At 42.1% G+C, this 23,479-nt stretch carries 20 protein-coding genes; 9 read left to right on the top strand and 11 right to left on the bottom strand.

Annotated features, from left to right (window positions below; all coding sequences use genetic code 11):
* Positions 1-73 precede the first annotated feature (73 nt).
* Positions 74-1,285, top strand: coding sequence for a VCBS repeat-containing protein (locus U5J89_RS04380; RefSeq protein WP_322574391.1), 1,212 nt, complete (start codon positions 74-76; stop codon positions 1,283-1,285).
* A gap of 33 nt (positions 1,286-1,318) precedes the next feature.
* Here U5J89_RS04380 and U5J89_RS04375 read toward each other — a convergent pair whose 3' ends face one another.
* From U5J89_RS04375 to U5J89_RS04350, 6 genes are all read right to left on the bottom strand, one after another.
* Positions 1,319-3,760, bottom strand: coding sequence for an alpha-ketoacid dehydrogenase subunit alpha/beta (locus U5J89_RS04375; protein WP_322574390.1), 2,442 nt, complete (start codon positions 3,758-3,760; stop codon positions 1,319-1,321).
* A 65-nt stretch (positions 3,761-3,825) separates the two neighbouring features.
* Entirely contained in the window at positions 3,826-5,220 is a 1,395-nt protein-coding gene (locus U5J89_RS04370) for a class II fumarate hydratase (protein WP_322574389.1), read from the bottom strand.
* Between the two features lie 167 nt (positions 5,221-5,387).
* On the bottom strand, positions 5,388-6,521 hold the full coding sequence (locus U5J89_RS04365) for a GNAT family N-acetyltransferase (RefSeq protein WP_322574388.1): 1,134 nt from the start codon (positions 6,519-6,521) through the stop codon (positions 5,388-5,390).
* Positions 6,522-6,524: 3 nt separating this feature from the next.
* Positions 6,525-7,769 carry an aminotransferase class I/II-fold pyridoxal phosphate-dependent enzyme gene (locus tag U5J89_RS04360; RefSeq protein WP_322574387.1) on the bottom strand — a complete coding sequence of 415 codons (1,245 nt, stop codon included), beginning with the start codon at positions 7,767-7,769 and terminating at the stop codon, positions 6,525-6,527.
* A gap of 89 nt (positions 7,770-7,858) precedes the next feature.
* Positions 7,859-8,998: a glycosyltransferase family 4 protein gene (locus U5J89_RS04355; protein ID WP_322574386.1), complete on the bottom strand. Its 1,140-nt coding sequence runs from the start codon at positions 8,996-8,998 to the stop codon at positions 7,859-7,861.
* 14 nt (positions 8,999-9,012) lie between these two features.
* Complete coding sequence (locus U5J89_RS04350; protein WP_322574385.1) at positions 9,013-10,167, bottom strand: glycosyltransferase family 1 protein; 1,155 nt, start codon at positions 10,165-10,167, stop codon at positions 9,013-9,015.
* A gap of 105 nt (positions 10,168-10,272) precedes the next feature.
* Here U5J89_RS04350 and U5J89_RS04345 point away from each other — a divergent pair, with 105 nt between their 5' ends.
* The 7 genes from U5J89_RS04345 to rpsU all read left to right on the top strand — a co-directional run bounded on the left by U5J89_RS04345 (position 10,273) and on the right by rpsU (position 16,618).
* Positions 10,273-11,247 carry an NAD(P)-dependent oxidoreductase gene (locus tag U5J89_RS04345; protein ID WP_322574384.1) on the top strand — a complete coding sequence of 325 codons (975 nt, stop codon included), beginning with the start codon at positions 10,273-10,275 and terminating at the stop codon, positions 11,245-11,247.
* The gene (locus U5J89_RS04340) at positions 11,147-12,799 is read left to right on the top strand and encodes an Ig domain-containing protein (RefSeq protein ID WP_322574383.1); all 1,653 of its coding nucleotides are present in this window, start codon (positions 11,147-11,149) and stop codon (positions 12,797-12,799) included. The genes U5J89_RS04345 and U5J89_RS04340 overlap by 101 nt, the downstream gene beginning before the upstream one ends.
* 47 nt (positions 12,800-12,846) lie before the next feature.
* On the top strand, positions 12,847-13,941 hold the full coding sequence (mutY, locus tag U5J89_RS04335; RefSeq protein ID WP_322574382.1) for an A/G-specific adenine glycosylase: 1,095 nt from the start codon (positions 12,847-12,849) through the stop codon (positions 13,939-13,941).
* Positions 13,942-14,058: 117 nt separating this feature from the next.
* The gene (locus U5J89_RS04330) at positions 14,059-14,901 is read left to right on the top strand and encodes a TIGR02757 family protein (protein ID WP_322574381.1); all 843 of its coding nucleotides are present in this window, start codon (positions 14,059-14,061) and stop codon (positions 14,899-14,901) included.
* An 84-nt stretch (positions 14,902-14,985) separates the two neighbouring features.
* A complete protein-coding gene (locus tag U5J89_RS04325) occupies positions 14,986-15,702 on the top strand; it encodes a hypothetical protein (protein ID WP_322574380.1) in 717 nt (238 codons plus the stop codon).
* Positions 15,703-15,704: 2 nt separating this feature from the next.
* Positions 15,705-16,325, top strand: a complete 621-nt coding sequence (locus U5J89_RS04320) for a hypothetical protein (RefSeq protein ID WP_322574379.1) — start codon at positions 15,705-15,707, stop codon at positions 16,323-16,325.
* Positions 16,326-16,423: 98 nt separating this feature from the next.
* Positions 16,424-16,618 (top strand): 30S ribosomal protein S21, encoded by a 195-nt coding sequence (gene rpsU / locus U5J89_RS04315; protein ID WP_322574378.1) that lies wholly within the window; start codon positions 16,424-16,426, stop codon positions 16,616-16,618.
* Between the two features lie 33 nt (positions 16,619-16,651).
* Here rpsU and radA read toward each other — a convergent pair whose 3' ends face one another.
* From radA to U5J89_RS04300, 3 genes are all read right to left on the bottom strand, one after another.
* On the bottom strand, positions 16,652-18,022 hold the full coding sequence (gene radA / locus U5J89_RS04310; RefSeq protein WP_322574377.1) for a DNA repair protein RadA: 1,371 nt from the start codon (positions 18,020-18,022) through the stop codon (positions 16,652-16,654).
* A 15-nt stretch (positions 18,023-18,037) separates the two neighbouring features.
* A complete protein-coding gene (locus tag U5J89_RS04305; protein WP_322574376.1) occupies positions 18,038-19,120 on the bottom strand; it encodes a lysylphosphatidylglycerol synthase transmembrane domain-containing protein in 1,083 nt (360 codons plus the stop codon).
* 170 nt (positions 19,121-19,290) lie between these two features.
* Positions 19,291-20,367, bottom strand: coding sequence for a class I fructose-bisphosphate aldolase (locus U5J89_RS04300; RefSeq protein WP_322574375.1), 1,077 nt, complete (start codon positions 20,365-20,367; stop codon positions 19,291-19,293).
* A gap of 192 nt (positions 20,368-20,559) precedes the next feature.
* On the opposite strand from U5J89_RS04300, the gene dusB reads away from it, so the two are divergent.
* The gene (gene dusB / locus U5J89_RS04295) at positions 20,560-21,552 is read left to right on the top strand and encodes a tRNA dihydrouridine synthase DusB (RefSeq protein WP_322574374.1); all 993 of its coding nucleotides are present in this window, start codon (positions 20,560-20,562) and stop codon (positions 21,550-21,552) included.
* A 33-nt stretch (positions 21,553-21,585) separates the two neighbouring features.
* Here the strand turns inward: dusB and U5J89_RS04290 are convergent, their stop codons facing one another.
* The gene (locus tag U5J89_RS04290) at positions 21,586-22,299 is read right to left on the bottom strand and encodes a DUF72 domain-containing protein (protein WP_322574373.1); all 714 of its coding nucleotides are present in this window, start codon (positions 22,297-22,299) and stop codon (positions 21,586-21,588) included.
* Positions 22,300-22,605: 306 nt separating this feature from the next.
* Positions 22,606-23,469, bottom strand: coding sequence for a mechanosensitive ion channel family protein (locus tag U5J89_RS04285; protein ID WP_322574372.1), 864 nt, complete (start codon positions 23,467-23,469; stop codon positions 22,606-22,608).
* Between the last annotated feature and the right edge of the window lie 10 nt (positions 23,470-23,479).

Below are 23,479 nucleotides of genomic sequence, written 5' to 3'. Positions count from 1 at the left end.
TATTTTCAGTTCTATTCTAATCGCGAAAAGAAGTATTTAGCGAAAATCCGGAGAAGTAATTACCTTTATTCTCATGAGATATCCAATCATACTTCTTTTTGTTACGGGATTATTGGTAAGCGCATGCGGATGGAACTTGAATGCCCCGGATGATGATAATGGCGGATCTGATCCAGGTGATGGAACACCCTATTTTAATAACGTAAGTTCTACCAACCTTCCCGGTAATCGCAACTTCCAGACAAATACCGCTAAAGCCGTTGATATTAATAATGATGGCAACCTCGATCTTGTCTTAGCCATTGGGCTACAAAGCAACAAAATTCTAATAAACGATGGGGACGGTCTATTTGGCGATCAAACCTCCGATCGGTTGACGACACAAAATTTAAACTCACAAGATATTGCCATCGCTGATTTCAATATTGATGGAAATCTCGATCTTTTTTTTCCAAGTGAACAAAATCAATCCAGTGAGCTTGCAATTAATAACGGCTCGGGCACTTTTTCGGATTTATCGAATCGAATCCCTGTAGCCGGCAATTTTACCTCTGCAACATCACTCGATTTCAACAATGATGGATCGATGGATTTATTTATTGGAAATCGCGGACAAAACATACTGCTCGAAAACAGCGGGAATGCATTTTTCAATAATCAAACTTCTCAGCGGCTTCCTCAAATCCTGGATGCCACATTTGATATTGCGGTTGGTGATATCACCGGTAATAATCTGCCTGATCTTTTAGCTACCAATGAGGGGCCTAACATCGTACTTATTAACACCGGGTCGGGTTTTTTCTCAAACCAATCTGCAAACCGCATTCCATATATTAATGCTATTGAGGAAAGCCAAGATATTACACTTGCTGATATCGACAGGGATGGCGACCTGGATATCTATTACGGTAATACCGGGTTTCAGGAAAATGCAAATCCTCAAGATCGCCTGCTAATCAATGACGGTCAGGGGTTTTTCTCCGATCAAACATCCGATCGATTGCCTACAATTTCGACCAATACTTTTGATGCTGAATTTGCTGATTTTGATAATAACGGTGATCTCGATCTGATCATTGGAAATTATAATGGAGGCTTGCGTATACTTATCAATAATGGTAGTGGATATTTTTCAGATCAATCGACCAATTGGCTGCCCGAAAATTTTACTCCTCCCGTTATGGATATAGAAGTAGCGGACTTCAATGGGGATAATCTACTCGATATCTATGTTGCAGCCCGTAATGGACAAGACCAACTCCTGTTGCAGAAAGATAGAAACTGATATTTTTATTTAAAATAGTCCCTTTCTATTTTTCTATTCGTAAATCGGGGGATATTTTGCCGGATTAGCCTCACTCATCAGGGCATATACCGCCTCAAAGATATCTTCTTCGTTGGGTTTTGAGAAGTAGTCTCCGTCTGAGCCGTATGCAGCACGGTGCTCTTTAGCCGTCAGGCACTGCGGCTCGGAATCCAGGTAGTAATAACCTTTTTGATCTTGAATTACCTTATTCATCATAAAGGCTGAAGCACCGCCGGGAACATCCTCATCCACAAACAGAATACGATTGGTTTTCTTGAGGGATTCCACAATATCATGATTGCGATCAAATGGTAATAATGTTCGCACATCAATAAGCTCAGCCGATATGCCAACCTCTTCTAATTCCGGCAACACATCTTCACAAATGTTACAGGTAGATCCGTAAGAAACGATGGTGATATCCGTGCCTTCAGAAACCACCTTGGGAATACCAAGCGGTACCGTAAATTCTCCAAGATTTTCGGGTAGATCTTCCTTTAATCGATACGCATTTAGTGGCTCAATTATTAACGCCGGATCATCACCCTTAAGCAGCGTGTTGTACATTCCAGCAGCATCGGTAAGATTTCTCGGCACACAAACATGTACGCCTCTTATACCGTTGATAATCATTCCCATGGGCGATCCGGTGTGCCAGATACCCTCCAGACGATGACCACGCGTTCGCACTATTAGTGGAGCCTTTTGACCACCCATACTTCGATAACGAACAGTGGCAAGATCATCACTCAACACCTGAAAACAGTAGAGCAGATAATCCAAATACTGGATTTCAGCAATAGGTCGCAATCCGCGAAGCGCCATACCAATACCCTGTCCGAGAATAGTAGCCTCACGAATGCCGGTATCGCTGACACGCAGCTCTCCGTATTTATCCTGCATATTTTCAAGTCCCTTGTTTACATCGCCCAGCTTTCCGGTATCCTCACCGAAAACCAGCGTTTCAGGATACTTTTCAAAAAGCTTATCAAAATTATCCCGCAGTACAACACGTCCATCCACACTTTTGGGATCATCGCTGTACACAGGTGGGTTTTCCTCCACATTTAACGGTGACTGTTCGCCCTCGCTGTACAAATAACTATCATAGCGATAACTGTTAGCCTCTTTACTTTCTTCCAGCCACTGCATTAGCCTTTCGCGCGAAGTAGTGTTTTCATTCCGCGTCAATCGCAATGCCTTACGAACACCGGAAAGGATATATTTCCTAAGCGGTACAAGGGGAGCCTTCATATCCTTTATTACTTTCTCCATCTTCTCCGGCTTACTACTTTCAGAAGCCAGATCTTCAATCAGCGCTGTTGCCGTTTCAAGCTCTTCCTTTAATTCTGATTTAAATGACTTCCAGGCCGCTTTTTGAGCTTCCTTAACTTCTTCCTCAGCTTCCTTTTCGACTGCTTCGATCTCCTCTTCCGAAGCGATATCCTCTTCGATCATCCAGCTTCGTGTTTTGTTGAGACAGCAATACTCTTCTTCCCATTCCAAGCGCTCATCAGACTTATAACGCTCATGCGATCCTGATGTAGAGTGCCCCTGCGGCTGGGTAACCTCGGTAACATGAACCAACACAGGCACATGCTCTTCGCGAGCAATCTGTGCAGCCTTTTCGTAAGTTTCCATAAGCGCTCGATAGTCCCAGGCCTTAACTTTCAGGATTTCAATTCCCTCCTGCTCCTCCGTTCGCTGAAACCCCTTTAGTACTTCAGAAATGCTTTCTTTTGTCGTCTGATATTTACGGGGTACCGAAATACCATACCCATCATCCCAAACCGACATCACCATAGGGACCTGCAGAACACCTGCAGCATTGATAGTCTCCCAGAAAACACCTTCTGAGGTACTGGCATCCCCAATAGTTCCCCATGCAACTTCATTTCCTCCATCCGAAAACTTTTGGAATTCTTCCTGCTCCAAAAGCGAATCATGATTGCGATATACTTTTGAAGCTTCAGCTAAGCCCAGTAAACGAGACATCTGTCCTGCAGTAGGAGAAATATCCGGTGACGTATTTTTCATTGACGTCAGGTCTTTCCAGCTGCCATCCTCATTGAGACTGCGCGTACTAAAATGCGCGTTCATCTGACGTCCGCCGGAATGAGGCTCTTCCTCAACATTCGCATGGGCATAGAGTTGGGCAAAAAACTGCTGCACCGTAATCTGATCAATCGCCATCATAAAAGTTTGATCACGATAGTAGCCGGCACGGAAATCTCCCTCCTTAAAAAATTTTGCCATCGCAATCTGCGGCATCTCCTTACCGTCACCAAAAATTCCAAACTTCGCCTTTCCGGTAAGGGTTTCTTTTCGTCCCAAGTAAGAAGCTTCTCGACTTTTAAAAGCTAATTTATAATCGCTTAAGATCTCTTGCTTCTGCTCTTGGGAGTAAGAAACATCTGACGATTTCTTCTCCTTTTTTGTCTTTGTAGGTGCCATAATATCCGTTTTCAGTTAAAACTTTTGCAGCAGTATAAATTATTTTCAGATAGTTATTTTAAAACCTACTCCATAAAACCGCCTTTTGTCATTTTAATAGGATCTAATGCCTGATCCAATTCTTCATCACTCAAGTCTGTCATCTCACGTGCTACCTCTTTGACCGGACGACTTTCAGAAAACGCTTTTTTCGCAATTTTTGCCGCTTTGTCGTATCCGATCAGTGGATTCAACGCAGTAACCAGCACGGGATTTCGACCCACCATATCGGCAACACGTTCCTTATTTACGCTCAATCGAGAAACGGATTTATCGGCCAGGTTACGCACGGCGTTTCCTAAAATATTGATTGATTCTAACAAATTACGAGCAACAACCGGCAGCATAACGTTTAATTCAAAGTTTCCAGACTGACCCGCTACGGTTACTGCAGAATCGTTACCAATTACCTGCGCACATACTTGTGTAATTGATTCTTCAATGACTGGATTAATTTTACCAGGCATGATTGAGGAGCCCGGCTGCAGTGCTTCAATATGAATTTCTCCAATTCCACTGTTGGGGCCGGAGTTCATCCACCGAAGATCATTCCCAATCTTCATCAGTCCAGTAGCAATCGTTTTTAGCTGACTGCTCAATTCCACAGGGGCATCAACCGTTGCCTGTGCTTCAAAATGGTTTTGGGCCTCGCTTAAATCAGCATCAACTTCCTCGGATAGCGCTTTAGCCATTTCTGAACCAAACTTGGGATTGGTATTTAATCCCGTTCCCACTGCTGTTCCTCCCTGCGGGAGTTCGGTCACTCGCTCTAATGCAGAATCCAAGCGTTCAACACCAAGCTCAAGCTGACGTGCATAGCCGTCAAATTCTTGTTTGATCGTGACCGGCATGGCATCCATAAGATGAGTGCGACCTGTTTTAACAACATTAGCAAACTCTTCTCCTTTCTCCTTAAATACTTGCTGCAAATGCTCCAGAGCGGGAATTAAATTGTTCTTTATAGCTAAGATTGCCGCGATACGAATTGAAGTCGGTATAACGTCATTGGAACTCTGTCCATAATTCACGTGATCGTTGGGATGAATTTCGGTATCAACATCATCTCCCTTAAGCTCATTCGCCCGTTTTGCAATAATTTCATTGGCATTCATATTAGTTGATGTCCCCGATCCCGTCTGGAAAATATCAATGGGGAAATCCTCGTCAAACTTACCTTCTGCTACTTCCGATGCCGCTCTTTGAATTGCCTCTGCAACACCTTCATCAAGTTCGCCCAATTCCGCATTTACTTTTGCAGCATTTTTCTTAACCAATCCAAGCGCCTCAATAAATCCCCGGCTAAATCTTATTCCACTTACCGGAAAATTATCGACCGCGCGCTGAGTTTGCGCACCGTAATAAGCATCTTTCGGCACTTTAACTTCTCCCATTGAATCAGTTTCAATCCGGTAATCACTCATAATACTCAATTTTTTTAGTCAGAAATTCTTTTCAATACTGCAGAAAGTATATTCTGCTTAGGCATACAAAGGTAGGAAATTTTTCGGAGATTTCGGAGTCTGGGAGGGCAGTAAAATTTGCTCCAAATCAGATCATCAAAGAACCCCACAAGAGCTAAAATTTGATGCTACAAATCCTTTTGGTACATGCGATAGGTCTTTTCAATATTGGCACCAAGCTTCTCAGCCACACGAATCATATTTTTGTTAGATTCCAAAACCCAACTCAACTCAGACGAATTATACCCGACTTCCCTACCGTTAATTATTGCCTCTTTATGGAGCAGAGCATCAATGCCTCTGCCCTGATATTCTGGAATAACTCCCATCAAGGCTGTACGAATTTGATTAATATTTCGACGGTGCCAAAGCAACTTAAAAATACCTGTTGGAAACAATGTTCCGTCGGTATGTTTCAAGGCTTGATTTAAATCCGGAAGAGCAATCGAAAAGGCTACCGGCTCACCGTCAACTTCTGCCACATGGGCAACTTTCGGATCCAGTATAAGCTTCAGATCACTGGCCAACTCTTCCAACTCTTCTTTTGAAAGCGGAATAAACCCCCAATTCTGCGACCATGCCTGGTTAAATATATTTCGTACAATTTCCACTTCTTGATCAATATTTTTGGTATCAATCTCGCGGATCTTGAGTTTAGGTAATCGGCGGCGGACAATCTCTTCAGCTCGATAAATTCGATCTAGTGTTACATTAGCCTGCGTCACCCGAAAAGCATACAAATCCATCTCCTTTTCAAGTCCGGCATTGGTGATCAAATCATCATAGTAAGGCTTGTGATATGGCATCATGAAGCTGGGTTCATATTCAAAACCATCAACCAAAATACCGATCTCATCCATCATGCTCGGATTTGCCGGACCCAAGACATCGGTATGTCCACGCTGTTTTAGCCAGTCGCCTGCCACTTTAAATAAAAGGTTAGCCACCGACTGATCATTAATACACTCAAAGAACCCAAAAAAACCAGTCTTGTTGTTGTGATGTTCATTATAGCGACGATCCTGTATAGCGGCTATTCTTCCACAGAGTTCACCATCCTGCTCGGCTAAAAACAAGGCAATATCACCATTATTATAGAATGGATTATTCTCTGTATCGATGAGTTTTTTCTGCTCCATTTTTAATGGAGGAATCCAATTCTCATCTTCAGAATAATGCTGATATGGAAAATTTATAAATTGCTTACGCTCTTTTTTAGTGGTGGCAAGCGTAATACCATTTATTCGCTGAGTAGTTTTCACAACTTAATCCATTTCGAGAAGTGAATGGCCATTCTGATCAATAATACCTTGCTCGATACCCACTTTACGGAAGGCATCGAGAATGCGATCCAAATGGTCATCAGTATGCGTTGCCATATAACTGGTGCGGACCAGTGATTGACCGCGTGGTACTCCGGGAGGAACCACTGCATTCACATAAACACCAGCTTCAAAAAGACCTTTCCAAAACTTAAAGCAATCCATCATTTCGCCGATTACCACCGGAATAATTGGCGTTTGACTGCTCCAGACGTTAAAGCCCATATCGCGTAGCGATTCCCGCATATAATTGGAAATCTCATCCAATCGCTCCAGACGCCAGGTTTCATCCTGTAAGATTTCAAGTGCTTTAAGAACTGTTGCTACGTTGGCGGGAGGCATAGACGCACTAAAAATATGTGCGGGCGAATTGTGTCGGATATATTCAATTACTTCATGATCGCCAACCAAAAATCCACCAAGCGAAGCAAATGATTTTGAAAATGTTCCACTAATCAAATCGACCTCATCCAGCAAATCAAATGTTGAAGCTGAACCACGGCCGCCCTCACCAATCACACCAATTGCATGAGCATCATCGAGATAAAGACGAGCATCATATTTGTTCTTCAGTTGTACAAGCTCCGGGACATTTGCAATAGTTCCCGACATCGAAAAGACACCGTCGCTAACAATAATTTTGCCGGCATCCTCTTCGGCACGGTTCATCAACATCTCCAGCTGTTCCATGTCATTATGCTGAAAACGCATCGTCTTGGCATTCGAAACAAGTGTTCCCGTTACAATACAGGCGTGATTATCTTTATCGGAAAAGATCACATCTTTACGACCTGCAATAGTCTGAATCGCACCTTCATTAGTTTGGTATCCCGTGCTAAACAACACACAGGAATCTTTGCGCATAAACTCTGCTAATTTCTCTTCAAGCTCGATATGCAAATCAAGCGTACCGTTCAAATACCGAGACCCTGTACAACCTGTTCCATAAACTTTTAAAACTTCGGTAGCAGCCTCAATAACACGCGGATCATTTGTCAATCCCAGGTAGTTATTGGAGCCGGCCATAATTACTTCGCGACCGTCGATCTGAACCGTTGTCCCGTCGGTAGCTTGAAGGGGCTTGAAGTAGGGATAAAGTCCCTTGGATTTTATTTCCTCAGCTTTGGTAAAATCGTAGGCCTTGGCAAAAATATCGTTTGATTTTACATCTGATTTAGAATCAGCCATTCGTTCCATTTTTCGGCTTTTAAATAAGTGCTTATCGTTGCAAATATACTTCCATATTAACCGTCAATCAAATTATCAATAAGATAATATTAATTAGAGTTCTCAGGAGTATATCTGTTGTTTATAGTTTGAAAAAAATCAATATACTGGTCTGCTACATGCTTCCAACTAAATTGCTCTTGCACATAACTACGCGTTTGCTTCGAAAATTGTTCCAAATTATTGGAAAGAATATTATTTACTGTTTCTGCAAATTGGTCGGCATCACGAGTCGGCACACGATATCCGTTCTCACCCTGGGTAACTACATCCTTTATACCTTCGAGATCAGCAGCTACAGCAGGTGTTCGTGCCATGTTAGCTTCGAGTAGTACAATACCGAATCCTTCCATATCCCCTTCTACCGGAATATTAGGCATCACAAAGAGATCAGCAGCTGCATAAGCCTGGTTCAATACTTCATCAGGTTGTCGTCCCAAAAGAAAGATACGATCTTCGCATTCTGATTGATTAACTGCCTCAACAATATTATCAAACTCCGGGCCATCTCCCACCGTTACATAAACAATATTATCACCCAACCTGGGCATAACTTCGCGTATAAACCATTCATGTCCCTTGCGTTTAACTTTTCGCCCAACAGTAAGAAGCATAAACTTATTTTCGAGTGGAATCCGAAAGTTCTGCTGCAATCGATTTCGGGATTCTTTTTTATCCGGAAAATTGTTCAGCTTTTTAAAATCAAATCCGTTCGGCAATGCCACTCCTTTTTCGGGATCCATTCCCCTCTTTATGCATTCTTGCCGCGTTGCACGAGATACGGAAATAACACCATCAAGATTTTCAAAAATCTTTGGTACAAACCACTGATAAATTTTAACCGGCAGAGTAACATCACGACCGTGATTTATAGTAATCATCGGTACCGAAACTTTATCCCGAATAAAATAGGCCAGACTTGCCGTAACCATTGACGAAAATACCACTACATCGGCATCGCATTCGCGAACTTTATGAGGTAGTTCAAACAAGTTTCTAAAAAGAAAGGCAGCAGTTTGCAAAGCTATTTTACCATCTTCAGATACGTTAATCGTCTCTGTAAAAACTTCTACCTCATTTTTGCGCCTGAGTTCATTTATCAACTGCTGACTTACTCGCTGCATTCCACCTACATTTTCAAGGATTTCTCCTTCTGGCGGATGTGTATGAGAAACGTATAAAATTCGCACGATTAAAAATTAAACTAAAATTTAAGGGTAGGTTGAGGTTCGTTGAGCGCTTCCCGGTAATTTTCCAATAACTTATTGTTTACATTTTCCCAGGAATAAGCCAACGCTTTTTGTCGCGCTGCTTTACTCATCTGATCCCAAAGCTCTTCATCGTATGCAATATCAGCCACCCGTTCCGCAAATCCCTGAGTGTCGCGAGGGGCAGCTAAAAATCCATTTACCCCTGATTCGACCAGTGAACGACTTCCCGTAGCATCAGCAACAACGCAAGGCAAACCGCTGGACATCGCTTCGAGCGTTACGTTTCCAAAAGTTTCAGTTTCGGATGGAAACAGAAATACATCACTGCTGGCATAAGCACGGCTCAACTCATCACCGGTAATAAATCCCGTAAAATGAGCTTCGGCCAACATGTGTTCGAGTTCTTTCTTAGCCGGACCGTCACCCACAATCATCGCTCTGATATTGGAGTGATTTTGCTGCAGACGCTTCACGGTATCGACAAAAGTCTGGAGATTTTTTTCCCAAACAAGTCGAGAAACGAAAGTTACAACTTTATCGTCATCCTCAAACCCAATCGATCGGCGCCATTCCATATCCCGAAAATCGGGATTAAACTGATCCGTATTTACGCCGCGAGCCCAAATCCGGATACCTTCATCAATCCCTTCCTCATTAAGTTCATCAGCCATCGAAGGCGAGGGTACGTAGATATGTTTGCACTGACTATAAAACCAGCCAATATATTTCCAACCCAGCACTTCTAGCATATCCAAATTATAATACTTTAAATAACTGGTAAAATGAGTATGATACGAGGCTACAAGCTGGATATTATTGGCCTGAGCCCACCGCATAGCACGAAATCCCAACACATCGGGGGTAGCTAAATGAATAAGCGTAGGATCAAATTCTCGAAGTCGTCGCTGAGCTTTTTCGGGAAATCCAACGGTAATACGATATTCTGATCGTCCCGGGACCGGAACCGAGGGAACGGGCACAAATTCTCCTTCATGATCAATAGCCGGCTCATCAACAGTGGGTCCAAAGACAATTACCGGAACGCCTTTTTCCTCTAAAAACCCAACTAACCTATTCAGAGTCAACGAAACACCATCCTGAATATGGTTGTAATTTCCGGTAAAGATGGCAACTCTAAGTTCTTGCATAAATTTTCCAATACATCTTTGATATTTGTATCTTAATAACTGTTTTAAACTTGAGATGTTTTTAACAATCACAGTTTAATTTAGGCCCCAAATATACAAAATTTGATGAAAGCCTTCGTAACCGGCGGCACAGGTTTTATTGGAAGTCATCTGGCCGATACGTTAATAGATTCTGACGACTATTCTGAGGTACGTTGTCTCATTCGCAACAATGAAAAATGGCTTAAGAACAAGGATTTTACTCGTGTCCACGGTGATCTTGATGACCTGCCTGTGCTTAAAAAAGCCCTCAAAGATGTAGATGTGATTTTTCATATTGCCGGACGTGTGAAAGCCCCCACTTATGAGGAGCTGAGGCATGCTAATGTGGATGCCACTGAAAACCTTCTCCGTATTGCACAAAAAGAAGGCGTTCCCAAAATGGTAGTACTATCATCGTTGGCTGCAGCCGGCCCCAGCGAAGACGGTCCTGTTACCGAAGACCAGCCGATGAATCCCATTAGTAATTATGGGAAATCTAAAAAAGAAATGGAGAAAGTTATACACGAGGTATCAAATGGAAATACCTCTATTACTGTTTTGCGTCCGCCCGCTGTTTATGGTCCGCGCGAAGATCAAATCTACAGCTTCTTTAAGATGGTCAATAAACGGATCTGTCCCATTATTGGCGATGGTGAGCATCCCAAAATTTCGATGATTTATGTGGGTGATGTAATTAATGGGATTTTAAAAGCAGTGGGTCAAACCGACAAAGGAGTTCATACCTATTTTATATCCGGGCCGGAAATCTACACCTGGAATCAAATTCGCGGAACTACTTCTAAAGTGTTAGGTAAAAAAACGTTACCCATTTACGTTAAGCCCAAGCTTGTAAAAACCATCGCGGGCACGGTAGAAAAAGCTGCATCATTTTTTGGAGTTTATCCCGTTCTTAACAGGGAAAAAGCAAAAGAATTAATTTTGGAATGGACGTGCTCCCATGAAAAAGCACACCGTGAACTTGGCTATACCCCGCAATACTCGTTGGGTGAAGGGATTTCGCGTACCATCCACTGGTATCAAAAACATCACTGGCTATAAATTTATGAATAACAAACTATTCACTTTTTTTGTCGGCTTACTCTTCTGTATTGCAATCAATGTTCAGGCCCAACCTACCCTGCAAAAAGATTTCTCTTATGTATTAGAAATTCCATCAACCATAACAGTAGGCAGTTCAGCTGCCCATGTTTATGTTTTGTCTGACAGTGAAGGGATGGCTGTATTTCGCACTCAGCAAGATACCCTGCAGTGGCTCTATTCATCAACCGGCATGGAGCAGCGGGGAAATACGATGACGGCTGATATTCGATTTGCTTACCTTTGGGGCGACAGCCGGCGGCTAACTGTTCTGGAACCCACTTCGGTATTGGGAGTCTATTCCTCCACTCTATTGCCTGCCAATCCCCGAGACGCTAAAAGGATCGGCAATAATCTATATGTGGCGCTCGGTGATAAAGGACTCGGAAAACTTTCGCTACGTACGCCTGCTGCAGTTGATTCCACCATGGATTATGTAGAACGTTCCCGCTTGAGTCGAGAAAATATTGTTGATCTCGAAGCCTCGAACGATCAGCTTTTTGCGCTTTCATCCAGCCAAAAACTCTATCATTTTGATTATGAAGATGAGCAACTAACGCTGGCAAAAGAGCTGGAGTTATCCGAAGATATCAGTAAAATATTTTTGATCGATAACACTGTTTACGGTTCAGGTCCTAATGGTACTATATACGAACTCGACAGCTCCGGCAACACATCACAACTTGGCAGTATCGACGAACCTGTGGTTAAGATAGAATCCTGGAAAAACTGGCTCATTATTCAGGGCAGCTCAAACAGAGTTTGGACCTCCTATCAAAATAGAAGCCCTGACTTATGGAAAGAAGACAAAGACGCCGGGAATAACTTTACAGTGACAAACGGTGACCTATGGGTTTCTGAATATGATAAGCTTAGCCGAACAATAACATCCGTTCCCGGTGGTTCTGACGATGATGTAAGTACAGAGTTAAGTAAAACGTACTCCGGTGAAATTGCTTTGAAAGATATTTCCGATCAGGTAGTTCCACATACAAAATCGTTGTTATTTCCCATTAGATTTGAGCAAAATATTCCTGCAAATGCAGTGCAGATTTCTTATCAGTCTGATAACATAACACATGCCGAAATACGGGGACAGAGTTTTTTCTGGCAACCTACGGCCGATGATGTTGGAAATCATCGCATTAAAATAATCGCGTCAACCAACAGCGGTAAAACGGATAGTAGCAGCATTAATATTGAAGTCACATCCTTTAATTCGCCACCCCGGTTTGCACCTATACGAACGATAAGTATCCCCATCAACGAGGAGTTTTCGTTACCCATTAAAGCAACCGATCCTGACGGGAGCGACAAAGAGCTGATTCGATATCTGGGCGTAGACTTGCCCGAAGGTGCTTCTATTGACGAAAAAACAGGAGAATTCACGTGGACCCCTACTCCGCGCCAAATAGGTAAGAATGAATTCAGGGTAATTGCAACTGATCAATATGGGGCTGCAAAATCGATTGACATCACCATTAATGTTATTGAGAATCCCCGCAACGAATAAGCCGACAATTAACGCAGATCATTTTAACTTTTAGAAAGTAGCAACCATTGGATACGGGTACATTTCAAAGTCGGATATTGGATTGGTACGATCTAAATAAACGTGAGATGCCTTGGCGCGACTGTGATAATCCCTATAAAATATGGGTCTCAGAGATTATGCTGCAGCAGACCCGTGTGGATCAGGCCACTCCCTATTTCAATCGGTTTATGGAGCATTTCCCCACAGTTTACGATCTGGCCAAAGCTGACCAACAAGAAGTCCTTAAAGTGTGGGAGGGACTCGGTTATTACAGCCGTGCTCGACACCTTCATGCTGCGGCAAAGCTTGTTGTAGACGAGTTCGATGGTAATGTTCCCGAAACCTGGGATGAGATAACCAAACTTAAAGGGGTGGGACCTTATACCGCGGCAGCTGTGCTGAGCATTGCTTTTCAAAAAAAGCATGCTGTAGTAGATGGGAATGTGATTCGCGTGCTCAGCCGCTATCTTGGAATTGAAGATGATGTGCGCAGTTCATCCACAAAAAATGCTATACAGGATGCCGCTGATGAATTGATTTCTGATGAACGCCCCGGCGATTATAACCAGGCCCTTATGGAGCTCGGCGCTACGATTTGCACGCCCTCTAATCCCGATTGTGAGGAGTGTCCCATACAAGCAAATTGCGTAGCCTATAAAACAGCCAAAACTGAAGAAATTCCTTATAAGTCATCCGCAAAAAAACGACCACACCATCACATTGGCGTAGGTATCGTCACGAATAAGGATGGAGAAGTTCTCATAGCCCTGCGCCCTGATGACGCCATGTTGGGCGGCATGTGGGAATTTCCAGGCGGCAAACAGGAAGAAGGCGAGGATATGGAAGATACCGTGAGTCGGGAGCTTAAAGAGGAGCTGGATATTGACATTTCAATTTCGAAACCGTTTATGAAGCTCAATCATGCGTATTCTCATTTTAAAATTACTCTGCACGCATATTTATGTACGTTGGTGGATGGAATACCCAAACCAAAATCAAGCCAGGAAATCCGCTGGATTGCTATTAATGAGCTTGAAGACTATCCATTTCCAAAAGCCAATCGAAAGCTTACCGAAAAGCTGATGAATTTAGATAAAGGTCAGCAGGAACTGAAGATATAAGCAGGATGTCATCCTGAATTCATTTCAGGATCTGTTATTTATTGTTTCAGATGCTTAAACCAAACCTGTTCCGACACATTGGGGTTCAGTATGACACTAACTTCAACGATAAATTTTATGCCACCGAAACTTCAAAAGCGATCACCCGACGAGATCAAAGAGCTAAAACCCTTCTTGGATCAATGGGTAAAAAAGATTGAACAGCCCGACTATATCGATGATGACCCTATTTTATTTATGCACGCCTTCAATCAAAAAGAGGACCAGCTTTTAGCCGGATTTTTTGCAGCCACGATGGCGTGGGGACGCCGTGATGTGGTCATTAGAAAAGTGCGCGATTTTCTGGACCGTATGGATAATCGTCCCGCCGATTTTATTGCCAATTTTTCTGATCGCGATGCCAAACGTTTCGAGGGATTCAAACACCGCACTTTTAAACCTATGGATATGAAGTGGCTGGTAAAAATTTTGCAGAATATTCTACAGGATTATAATTCTTTTGAGGATTTCTGGACGTACTGTTATCAAAAAGCTGATAAAAGTAACCGTCCGCTGATGTCGGTATTTCACGAGCAGTTTTTTGCCCAACATCCAGAAGCTCCGCAGCGTACGCGCAAACACGTATCCAATGCCGATAAAAAAAGTTCCTGCAAGCGACTCTATCTTTTTTTACGGTGGGCTGTGCGAGATGATAGTCCTGTCGACCTGGGATTAATGGACTTTTTACCGCAATCAGAATTAATGATTCCCCTCGATGTACATGTCGCACGGCAGGCGCGAGCACTAGGTCTTCTTTCCCGAACGTATAACGACTGGTGGGCGGTGCAGGAACTCACCAAAGCACTTCGGCTGCTGGACCCCCAAGATCCCGCTAAATACGATTATGCACTATTTGGGCTGGGAGTCAATCAGGATGAAATTCCAGAGGAGTTTATTAAGAATCCAATAGTATTGGATTAGATTTTCGCCCCCCTTAATTTTATTATAATATTGATTAATTAATCTATTGATCATCAGACGCTACTAACTCCCTAACACCACATTATGCAACCTTACAAAACAGTCCCGCTTATATTAGCATTAGTTTTTATAATTTTCACGACTTTAATTACTCCTACTCACGCTCAAACCGTCTATGACGATGAGCCTGGCTTTTTTACTCCAGTCATAGAATCATTTTATCTGCAAGGTGGGATTTTTGAAGATACCCAACTTATCGGTCCGGCTGTTGGGTATCGATTCAACAACCGATATGATGTAAGCCTGCACAGTGAATTCTTATTTTCCGAATTAAAATATAGTAGTTCAAATAATTCAAGGTTATCAATTCTGAACCTTGGTATAACAGCCGGGCAAATCAATCACTGGGATAATAACTTGTTACTCCGAAATGAGCTATCTATTTATCATAGCTTTAATGTAAACCTTGAAAATTATCAGGGTTTAACTAATCCCTCTCTAACCTCCATACTTGGTGTATCATCAATTTATAAATCGCTATCTATTTCTGATAATATTACATTTATGCCAAATATCGGGGCATTAGCAGGAATCGGCGATTACCAACCACCAATTTCGTCTGGGAATCTACGGCAGGGATTTGACGGCTTTGTAGCCGGTCCGCAACTGGGATTGGATACTAAATTTAGCGTGAGTAAATCGTTTTCTATTACTGTCAAACCACAATATCGGCTTCGATATAACTTCACACAGGAACACTCAGGAGGCACGTTAACTTTTAATGTACTATTAAACTTTTAGGGATGAAACAGTTCTGCATTGTAATTTTATTCATACTTTCAGTTTCGACAACATCAGCTTTGGCTCAGGGGAACAAAGTACCAAACCTTTGGGCGGGGATTCAGGCAAATGTTATACCTGCTTTTCAGGTCAACAGCATCGAACATACAGGTACACAATCACAAGGCATCATTATTTCTATTTCAGATTTTGAACAATCTCGCTTTGGCGTGAACTTTCAACTTTTCCGGGGATTCCATTCTGCCGTAGATTTTTTATATGGTGCCGGAATCTTTTATGCCGTTATTAACAATGATATATTTAGGCTTAAAAGTGGTATTAACATAAGTCGGTTTGCGGTTAATGACTACAGAAGAGAAAGCGATGTTGTGGGCGGAAAGATTGAAGATCAATTTCCGGATACATTTAAACCTTATCTTGAAATAGAATGGCCTTTAGCAAAATCTATCTCACTTACCCTGCAAGGGGGATATCGATTAGTGCGAAGTGATATCACCACAATAGAAGAAATTTTAGAGCGGTATCCTGATGGAAGTCCTTATAGAGTTCATGCCACAGATAATCAAAAATGGTACGGCTCAGGTTTTGAATTTGGATTCGGCATCCAGTTTAAGATTTATTAGAAATGGCAAGCACTTTTTCTTTGTTATAAATATGTACCTTTATAAAAGAATCCTTATATTTCGCGTCCGAGAATTGAAAGTAAAACAATATACAATATATGGTTGGAGTTAAAGTAAAAGATAACGAAAGCATTGATCGAGCGGTTAACCGGTTCAAAAAACTAGTTGCACGTTCACGAATTCTCAACGAATACAAAGATAATCAACAGTATACCAAGCCTTCGAAAGAACGTCGCGAGGCACTGAAGAAGAGCATCCGTGAACAACGCAGACGAGAGCGTAACAAGTATTAAGAACTTTTTATGCGATTTTTAAAAGCTCTTTAGTTATGACTGAAGGGCTTTTTTTATCGCTTGAGAAATATTGCCTACCCCGTTTATTTTCAGATCTATATCTTGCTCAATGGTATTTGATTGAGGTATTATAGCTTTTTTAAAGCCGAGCTTATTGATTTCCGTTAACCGGTGATCAATTTTATTGACTGTACGCACTTCTCCTCCTAACCCAACCTCTCCCAAAAACGCCACTTTATTGGAAATCGGTTTATCCAGAAAACTGGATACCAGAGCCATAGTTACACCTAGATCAGCAGCCGGGTCATTTATCTTTAATCCACCCGCTATATTCAGATAAACATCCTGCCCTGAGAACTGATATCCTCCACGTTTTTCCAAAACGGCAAGCAATAAGGATAAGCGGCGATGATCAAAGCCTGTAGCCGTACGTTGTGGCGTTCCATAGTTGCTGGGTGTTACCAATGCCTGCACTTCAACCAAAAGCGGACGAGAACCCTCAATAGAGCAAATTACGGCATTGCCACTCACCTTGCTGTTATACTCCGAAAGAAACAGCTGAGATGGATTTAGCACATCTTCCAGACCCGATTCCTTCATCTCAAAAACGCCCACTTCCTGCGCCGGTCCAAATCGGTTTTTTATACTACGCAACATCCGATAGTTGTAATTGCTGTCGCCTTCGAATTGCAACACGGTATCCACCATATGTTCCAGCACGCGCGGACCGGCAATAGTTCCCTCTTTCGTTACGTGACCAATCACCAATGTAGTAATATCCTGCTTTTTAGCCAGCTGCTGCAATAACGCTGCACACTCCTTAACCTGTTGTATACTTCCGGCCATGCTCGTCAGCTCGGTACGGTATACCGTCTGAATTGAATCCACGATCAACAAATCCGGATCTAATTTTTGTGCTTCTTTGAGTACCTTATTAATATCGGTCTCGGTATAGATATAGAAATTATCCGACTCTACACCCAACCGCTTTGCGCGCTGTTTGATTTGTCCCGCAGATTCTTCTCCTGCACAGTAGAGTATTTCTAAATCGGGACGTGCTTTACCAATCTGTAGTGTAAGCGTGCTTTTGCCAATCCCGGGATCACCACCAATCAATACAAAAGAACCGGTAACAAAGCCCCCGCCCAGTACGCGATCAAATTCCTGAATATTACTCAGAAACCGCTCCTGGGAATCCATATCAATATCGTCGAGCTTTTGCGGAGGTTGCGAATCTTCAAGTCCTTCCACCTTGCCCTTATGTTCTTTCTCGGATTTCGTTTTGCGCTCTACTTTAAACTCCTTAAACGTATGCCAAGCACCACAATTGGGACAGTTCCCCAACCATTTGGTAGAAGTGTGTCCACAATCTCCACAAACATACTGTAATCGATCTTTAGGCATATGTGTTAATTTGTTTTATGATGGTAAATCACTCTCAATCTTTTCTTTCGCCGCCTCATCACTTAGCGTATCTACCATAGAACGGTTGATATACCAAGTCGTTGCCATCATTCCCAATCCGATACTTATGTAATAACTGATAACCCGCCAGGCAAAAACGGCTAAGCCTATAAAAGCTTTTCGATCCATAAGCGGACCCTGGAAAATCGCAAACAACCCCTCAACGCCCCCACTGCCACCGGGAGTCGGCATAATCAGAAATGCCAGATTCATTGCCAGGCTTCGTAACACCGATAAAATAACATCAGCAGGCAGCAAACTCAGCACTACAATAGTCGGCAGTGCAATTCTACACAGCCACGACATTGTGGACAGAAAAAATGCTTTAAACAGAAAACTATTCGGTTTTTTGCGGAGTTCATGGGCATATTCAACCAAGTTATCAACTTCGCCTGCAATGGTATCTTTCCACTTGCGTAAAAATGGAAGTTTAAATAACCAGTTTACGACTTTTCGAATCGCATTGGGATTTTTGAGCACTCCATAAGCCATCAAACCGGCATAACTTAACAAGCCAATATAGAGTAACATCATGGAAGCATGGCCAATAAATCCCGTATTGTTCGGCACGACCTCAAAGAAAATACCCGACACCAGCAAAATAGGTACAGCCATTGCAAACCAAAGCTGATCAAGAAGCAGGCTATAAAGCATGATGGCCGAAGATTGTCCGAAATTAAATCCCTCCTTAGTCAATGCGTAAGTAGCCATGGGAGCTCCGCCCACAACCGATGGCGTAATTGAGGAGATAAAATCCCAGCTCAGCATTACCCTGAATGATGCCATCCAATCGAGTGCCTTTTCAGACAAATATCTAATCTTTGCAGCTGAAAATCCCAACCGCATAAAAGAAACCACGATTGCAATAATAATACCGGGAAGCCGCTTCGCCTTAAGATGAGTCAAAACCCCGGGTGTATAGGTAAGCCAAATGACAAATGCCATTGTCGCTACACTAAGCCCAATAGAAATAAAGAGATATTTTTTGGGAAAATACCGCTTGGGGTCCTCTTGTATTTGCTCTTCTTTATTAGACAAAGAAAGTAGTTCTACAGTAGAATTAAGTATCTATTATTTTTACTTCTGGGATGTAATATAAATCAAACAAAAATAAGGGAGCTATACCATAAAACGTAGTTAAACTGTTTTTACTTCATAAAAAAGGCCTTATGGAAAACTCCATAAGGCCTGAAAAGTAGGGGGATTCTTTATGCTACCGTAATATCGTCATCGAGGTAAACATCCTGGATAAAGTTCAGTAATTGGATGCCTTCATCCATAGGACGCTGAAATGCCTTGCGCCCACTGATTAATCCCATGCCACCGGCACGTTTATTAATTACAGCAGTACGGACTGCCTGTGCAAAATCATTCTCCCCGGAAGAACCACCAGAGTTAATCAATCCCGCACGCCCCATATAGTCATTAGCTACCTGATAGCGCGTTAAATCGATAGGATGATCACTGGAGAGTTTATCATAAATATCTTCATCCAACTTACCGTACGAAGAATCGCCCATATTAAGCGCCTTGTATCCTCCGTTAGTGGTTGGCTGTTTCTGTTTGATGATATCCGCCTGAATTGTCACACCCAAGTGGTTAGCCTGACCGGTAAGATCAGCGGCAGCATGATAATCTTCACCATCTACCTTAAATGCCGAGTTTCGGGTGTAACACCACAGAATAGTAGCCATTCCCAGCTCGTGCGCCCGTTCAAAAGCCTTGGACACTTCTTGAATTTGGCGGCTCGATTCTTGAGATCCGAAATAGATAGTTGCTCCAACAGCAACAGCACCCATATCAAAAGCACGCTCTACCGACCCAAACATAATCTGGTTATATTCATTGGGATAGGTCATCAGTTCGTTATGATTAATCTTAACGATAAAAGGAATCTTGTGAGCATATTTGCGCGCTACAGATCCCAACACTCCAAATGTAGATGCTACGCCATTGCATCCGCCTTCAATAGCAAGTTGAACAATTTTTTCCGGATCAAAATAATCAGGATTAGGTGCAAACGAAGCTCCGCCCGAATGCTCAACACCCTGATCAACAGGTAAAATAGAAAGATATCCTGTCCCCCCTAATCGACCATTATCTAATAACGTTTGCAAACTTCGCAATACACGCGGATTTCGATCAGATCCACCCAGCATATCATCAACATATGTTGGGCTGGGTAAATGCAATTTATCTTTTGAAATGGTTTCACACTTGTGTGTCAGCAGATCTTCTGCTTCATCTCCAAGTAACTCTTCAATACTTTTTTTTGCTAAAGCCATAGCGTAGCTCCCGGGTTTAAACTAAAATTATTTCGATTTATAGGATAATTAATATAAGTGATTCAATTTGAAATGACTAGTCAACATAGTAAGCAATATGTTTCAAAACCTCGAAAATGTGACCTATCGATGTTTGATAAAAAATCAATATCTTTAATAGTCATTTTAAAGGAATTAAAATAGCAATTTTTTATGAAAATAGACGACCTTGATCTCGGCCATAAACCTGTTCTTCTGGCACCTATGGAAGATGTGACGGACTCTCCATTTCGTACTATCTGCCGTCGCAAAGGAGCCGCTGTCGTATATACCGAATTTATAAGTTCAGAGGCCATTGTTCGTGATAACGACCAAGCCCTGCACAAAATGGATTTTACCGAGGAACAGCGTCCCTTTGGCGTGCAGATTTTTGGCGGACGCGAGGAAGCAATGGAAGATGCTGCCAAAACAGCTGAGAGTAATAACCCCGATATTATAGATATCAATTTTGGATGCCCGGTTTATAAAATTGCTAAAAAAGGTGCCGGTGCCGGATGCCTGCGCGATCTTGATATGATGGAACGCATGGCCGCCAGCGTTGTTGATGCTGTTGACAATATTCCGGTTACCGCCAAAACGCGTCTCGGCTGGGATGATCAATCAATTAAAATTCGTGAAGTTGCACTTCGTCTGCAATCTGTTGGTATTAAAGCTCTGGCCATACATGCCCGTACACGTGCCCAAAAATATAAGGGTGATGCACGCTGGGATTATCTAAAATACGTTAAGGAAACACCAGGTTTGGAGATTCCTATTATCGGCAATGGTGATGTTACATCCCCCGAAGATGCAAAACGTATGTTCGACGAAACCGGCGTTGACGGCATAATGATCGGACGCGGTGCCATCGGTAATCCATGGATTTTTGAACGTACGCGCCACTTTATCGATACCGGCGAATTACTACCGGAACCCACGATCGAAGATCGCATTGACCTATGTGCCGAACAATTGCGACGATCGGTTGATCATCACGGAGAGCGGTACGGAGTTATCATCATGAAAAAACATTACGGTCAGTATTTAAAAGGCATTCACAATAGTCGACAAATCCGCGCCGAAATCATGAAAGAGTCTGAGATGGACCCGATTATCAATCTGCTTATGAAATTCAAAGAGCAGGAGATGTTTGCAGTAGCATTATAACTTATTATCCCAACAAAGAACTAAGTAATAAGATCAGCTGAGTAATTTTCGCATCATTTGGGCGCTCTCCGCAGCATTACCTCCCGGATTGTTAAAGTAGATCTGTGCATCACGATCCTCATTCAGGTTGTCTTGTATAATTTTTGCCCATGGCTCCAAGTCCGATTTTTTGTAAGAATACCGGTATCCCGTGAGTCCGTGAAATCGGATATAGATAAAATCTGTAGTGGGCGTACAGTCATTGGGAAATTCTCCTGAACTCTGCCAGACAATGGCTGCATTTTTATCTGACAGCATATCATACACCTCTTCGTCTAACCACGAAATATGCCTGAATTCAAAAGCAAACTGCTGATCATCGGGAAGCTTTTTCAAAAAGCTTTTGAGCCGTTGTGCATTCTTTTTAAAATTCGGAGGAAACTGCCAAAAAATAGTTTTTAGTGTATCATCCAACAACCGAACTCGATTTAAAAATAGATTTAGCGGCTCATCAATATCTTTCATCTTATTATAGTGGGTAATCCGACGATGACCTTTTACTGAAAAGCAAAAATCGTCGTCAGCCGTTTCCCTCCATTTTTTCACCGTATTTTCTGATGGAAGATTGTAATAAGTAGCATTGACCTCTACAGAGTTAAACTGTTTGGTGTAATATTCAAGGTAATCTTTTTGGGAAACATCCTTTGGATAAAAGTCGCTCCAGTTTTGATAGGACCAACCGCTTGTGCCAATCAATAAATCGGGCATTATTTAAACTATCTTGAATTTCTATTGAATCAATATTCCTTAAGAATCGTACAGGAAGATGTAAGAATCCTAAAAAATTGAAAACAAAATGTTTAACAGAATCCTTCGACTGTTTGCTACCGGCATCAATGCCTACAGCTTTTATTCCAACCCATTGCGATTTTTTATCAGTATGCTCTGTATACTTTTAATCCCTTATCTTGCTTATATCTTCTGGGGAGTTGCTGTAATTTTAGCATTGGCAATAGCAGGTCTGTATTTCATTTACAAAGCTATTCGAACTTCTATTGAAAACAGATCTTCTTACTACTGATCATTAGTCACCGATAATGATTCCTTTTTTTGAATCAACTCAATCGGTAAAGGCTTAGATGCTTCCCCGGTATAAAAAGAGACATGCGGAAATGGAATTTCAATTCCCTCTTTATCAAACCGTTTTTTAATCTCTTCTTGTATAGTATTCTTCAGGAAAATCCACTCATCGACAGGAGCCCAAATTCTAAAATCAAGATCAATAGATGAGGTGCCAAATGCCTCAAAAATAATTTGGGGCTCAGGCTCACTTAACGAATACTGATTTTTTTCGGCTACCTCCATCAATATTTCCCGCACTTTCTCGATATCTTCTTTATAAGCTACTGATACTTTTGCATTGAAACGACGGATCGGAAATCGTGTTAAATTAATAACCTGGGTTTTAATGATCGTCTCATTGGGAATACGTACAAACTTATTATCGAAAGTGCGAAGCTTCACCGATAAAACATCGATCGACATTACAATTCCTATAGTTCCCCCAACATCAATAATATCATCTACTTTGAAGGGTTGTTCAGCAATTAAAAACAAACCGCTAATAATATTAGACACGCTAGTCTGTGAGGCAAAGCCAAGCGCTACACCTACAATACCTGCACCGGCAAGCAGTGGAGCCAAGCTTATGCCCAGCTGTCCCATTACGGTAATAATAATCAAAATAATACCGGTGTAGAAGACGACTTTACCGGCCAGCATACCATAATGAGGAGCATATTTTTTGGTAAAAAAGCGGCGAGCCCATCCCCGAAACAACAACAAAATCGGAATACTTATAACAATTATAAGCAGCACTTTTATAATCTGGTGTACTGCTTCTTCCGACAAATAATTGTAAATATTAAATAAATCCATTGGTATAAAA

The sequence above is a fragment of the Fodinibius sp. genome (genome assembly GCF_034521915.1).
GTDB lineage: Bacteria > Bacteroidota > Rhodothermia > Balneolales > Balneolaceae > Fodinibius.
Note: the sequence above shows the minus strand (reverse complement) of the source record. Positions and strands in the feature narration are given on the sequence as shown.

Coding starts and splice junctions, on each gene's coding strand:
- dusB (WP_322574374.1), top strand. CDS start 20,560: ATGAAAATAGACGACCTTGATCTCGGCCATAAACCTGTTCTTCTGGCA.
- U5J89_RS04320 (WP_322574379.1), top strand. CDS start 15,705: ATGAAACAGTTCTGCATTGTAATTTTATTCATACTTTCAGTTTCGACA.
- U5J89_RS04375 (WP_322574390.1), bottom strand. CDS start 3,760: ATGGCACCTACAAAGACAAAAAAGGAGAAGAAATCGTCAGATGTTTCT.
- U5J89_RS04340 (WP_322574383.1), top strand. CDS start 11,147: ATGAAAAAGCACACCGTGAACTTGGCTATACCCCGCAATACTCGTTGG.
- U5J89_RS04290 (WP_322574373.1), bottom strand. CDS start 22,299: ATGCCCGATTTATTGATTGGCACAAGCGGTTGGTCCTATCAAAACTGG.
- U5J89_RS04330 (WP_322574381.1), top strand. CDS start 14,059: ATGCCACCGAAACTTCAAAAGCGATCACCCGACGAGATCAAAGAGCTA.
- U5J89_RS04350 (WP_322574385.1), bottom strand. CDS start 10,167: ATGCAAGAACTTAGAGTTGCCATCTTTACCGGAAATTACAACCATATT.
- U5J89_RS04285 (WP_322574372.1), bottom strand. CDS start 23,469: ATGGATTTATTTAATATTTACAATTATTTGTCGGAAGAAGCAGTACAC.
- U5J89_RS04380 (WP_322574391.1), top strand. CDS start 74: ATGAGATATCCAATCATACTTCTTTTTGTTACGGGATTATTGGTAAGC.
- U5J89_RS04300 (WP_322574375.1), bottom strand. CDS start 20,367: ATGGCTTTAGCAAAAAAAAGTATTGAAGAGTTACTTGGAGATGAAGCA.
- U5J89_RS04325 (WP_322574380.1), top strand. CDS start 14,986: ATGCAACCTTACAAAACAGTCCCGCTTATATTAGCATTAGTTTTTATA.
- radA (WP_322574377.1), bottom strand. CDS start 18,022: ATGCCTAAAGATCGATTACAGTATGTTTGTGGAGATTGTGGACACACT.
- U5J89_RS04345 (WP_322574384.1), top strand. CDS start 10,273: ATGAAAGCCTTCGTAACCGGCGGCACAGGTTTTATTGGAAGTCATCTG.
- rpsU (WP_322574378.1), top strand. CDS start 16,424: ATGGTTGGAGTTAAAGTAAAAGATAACGAAAGCATTGATCGAGCGGTT.
- U5J89_RS04360 (WP_322574387.1), bottom strand. CDS start 7,769: ATGGCTGATTCTAAATCAGATGTAAAATCAAACGATATTTTTGCCAAG.
- U5J89_RS04370 (WP_322574389.1), bottom strand. CDS start 5,220: ATGAGTGATTACCGGATTGAAACTGATTCAATGGGAGAAGTTAAAGTG.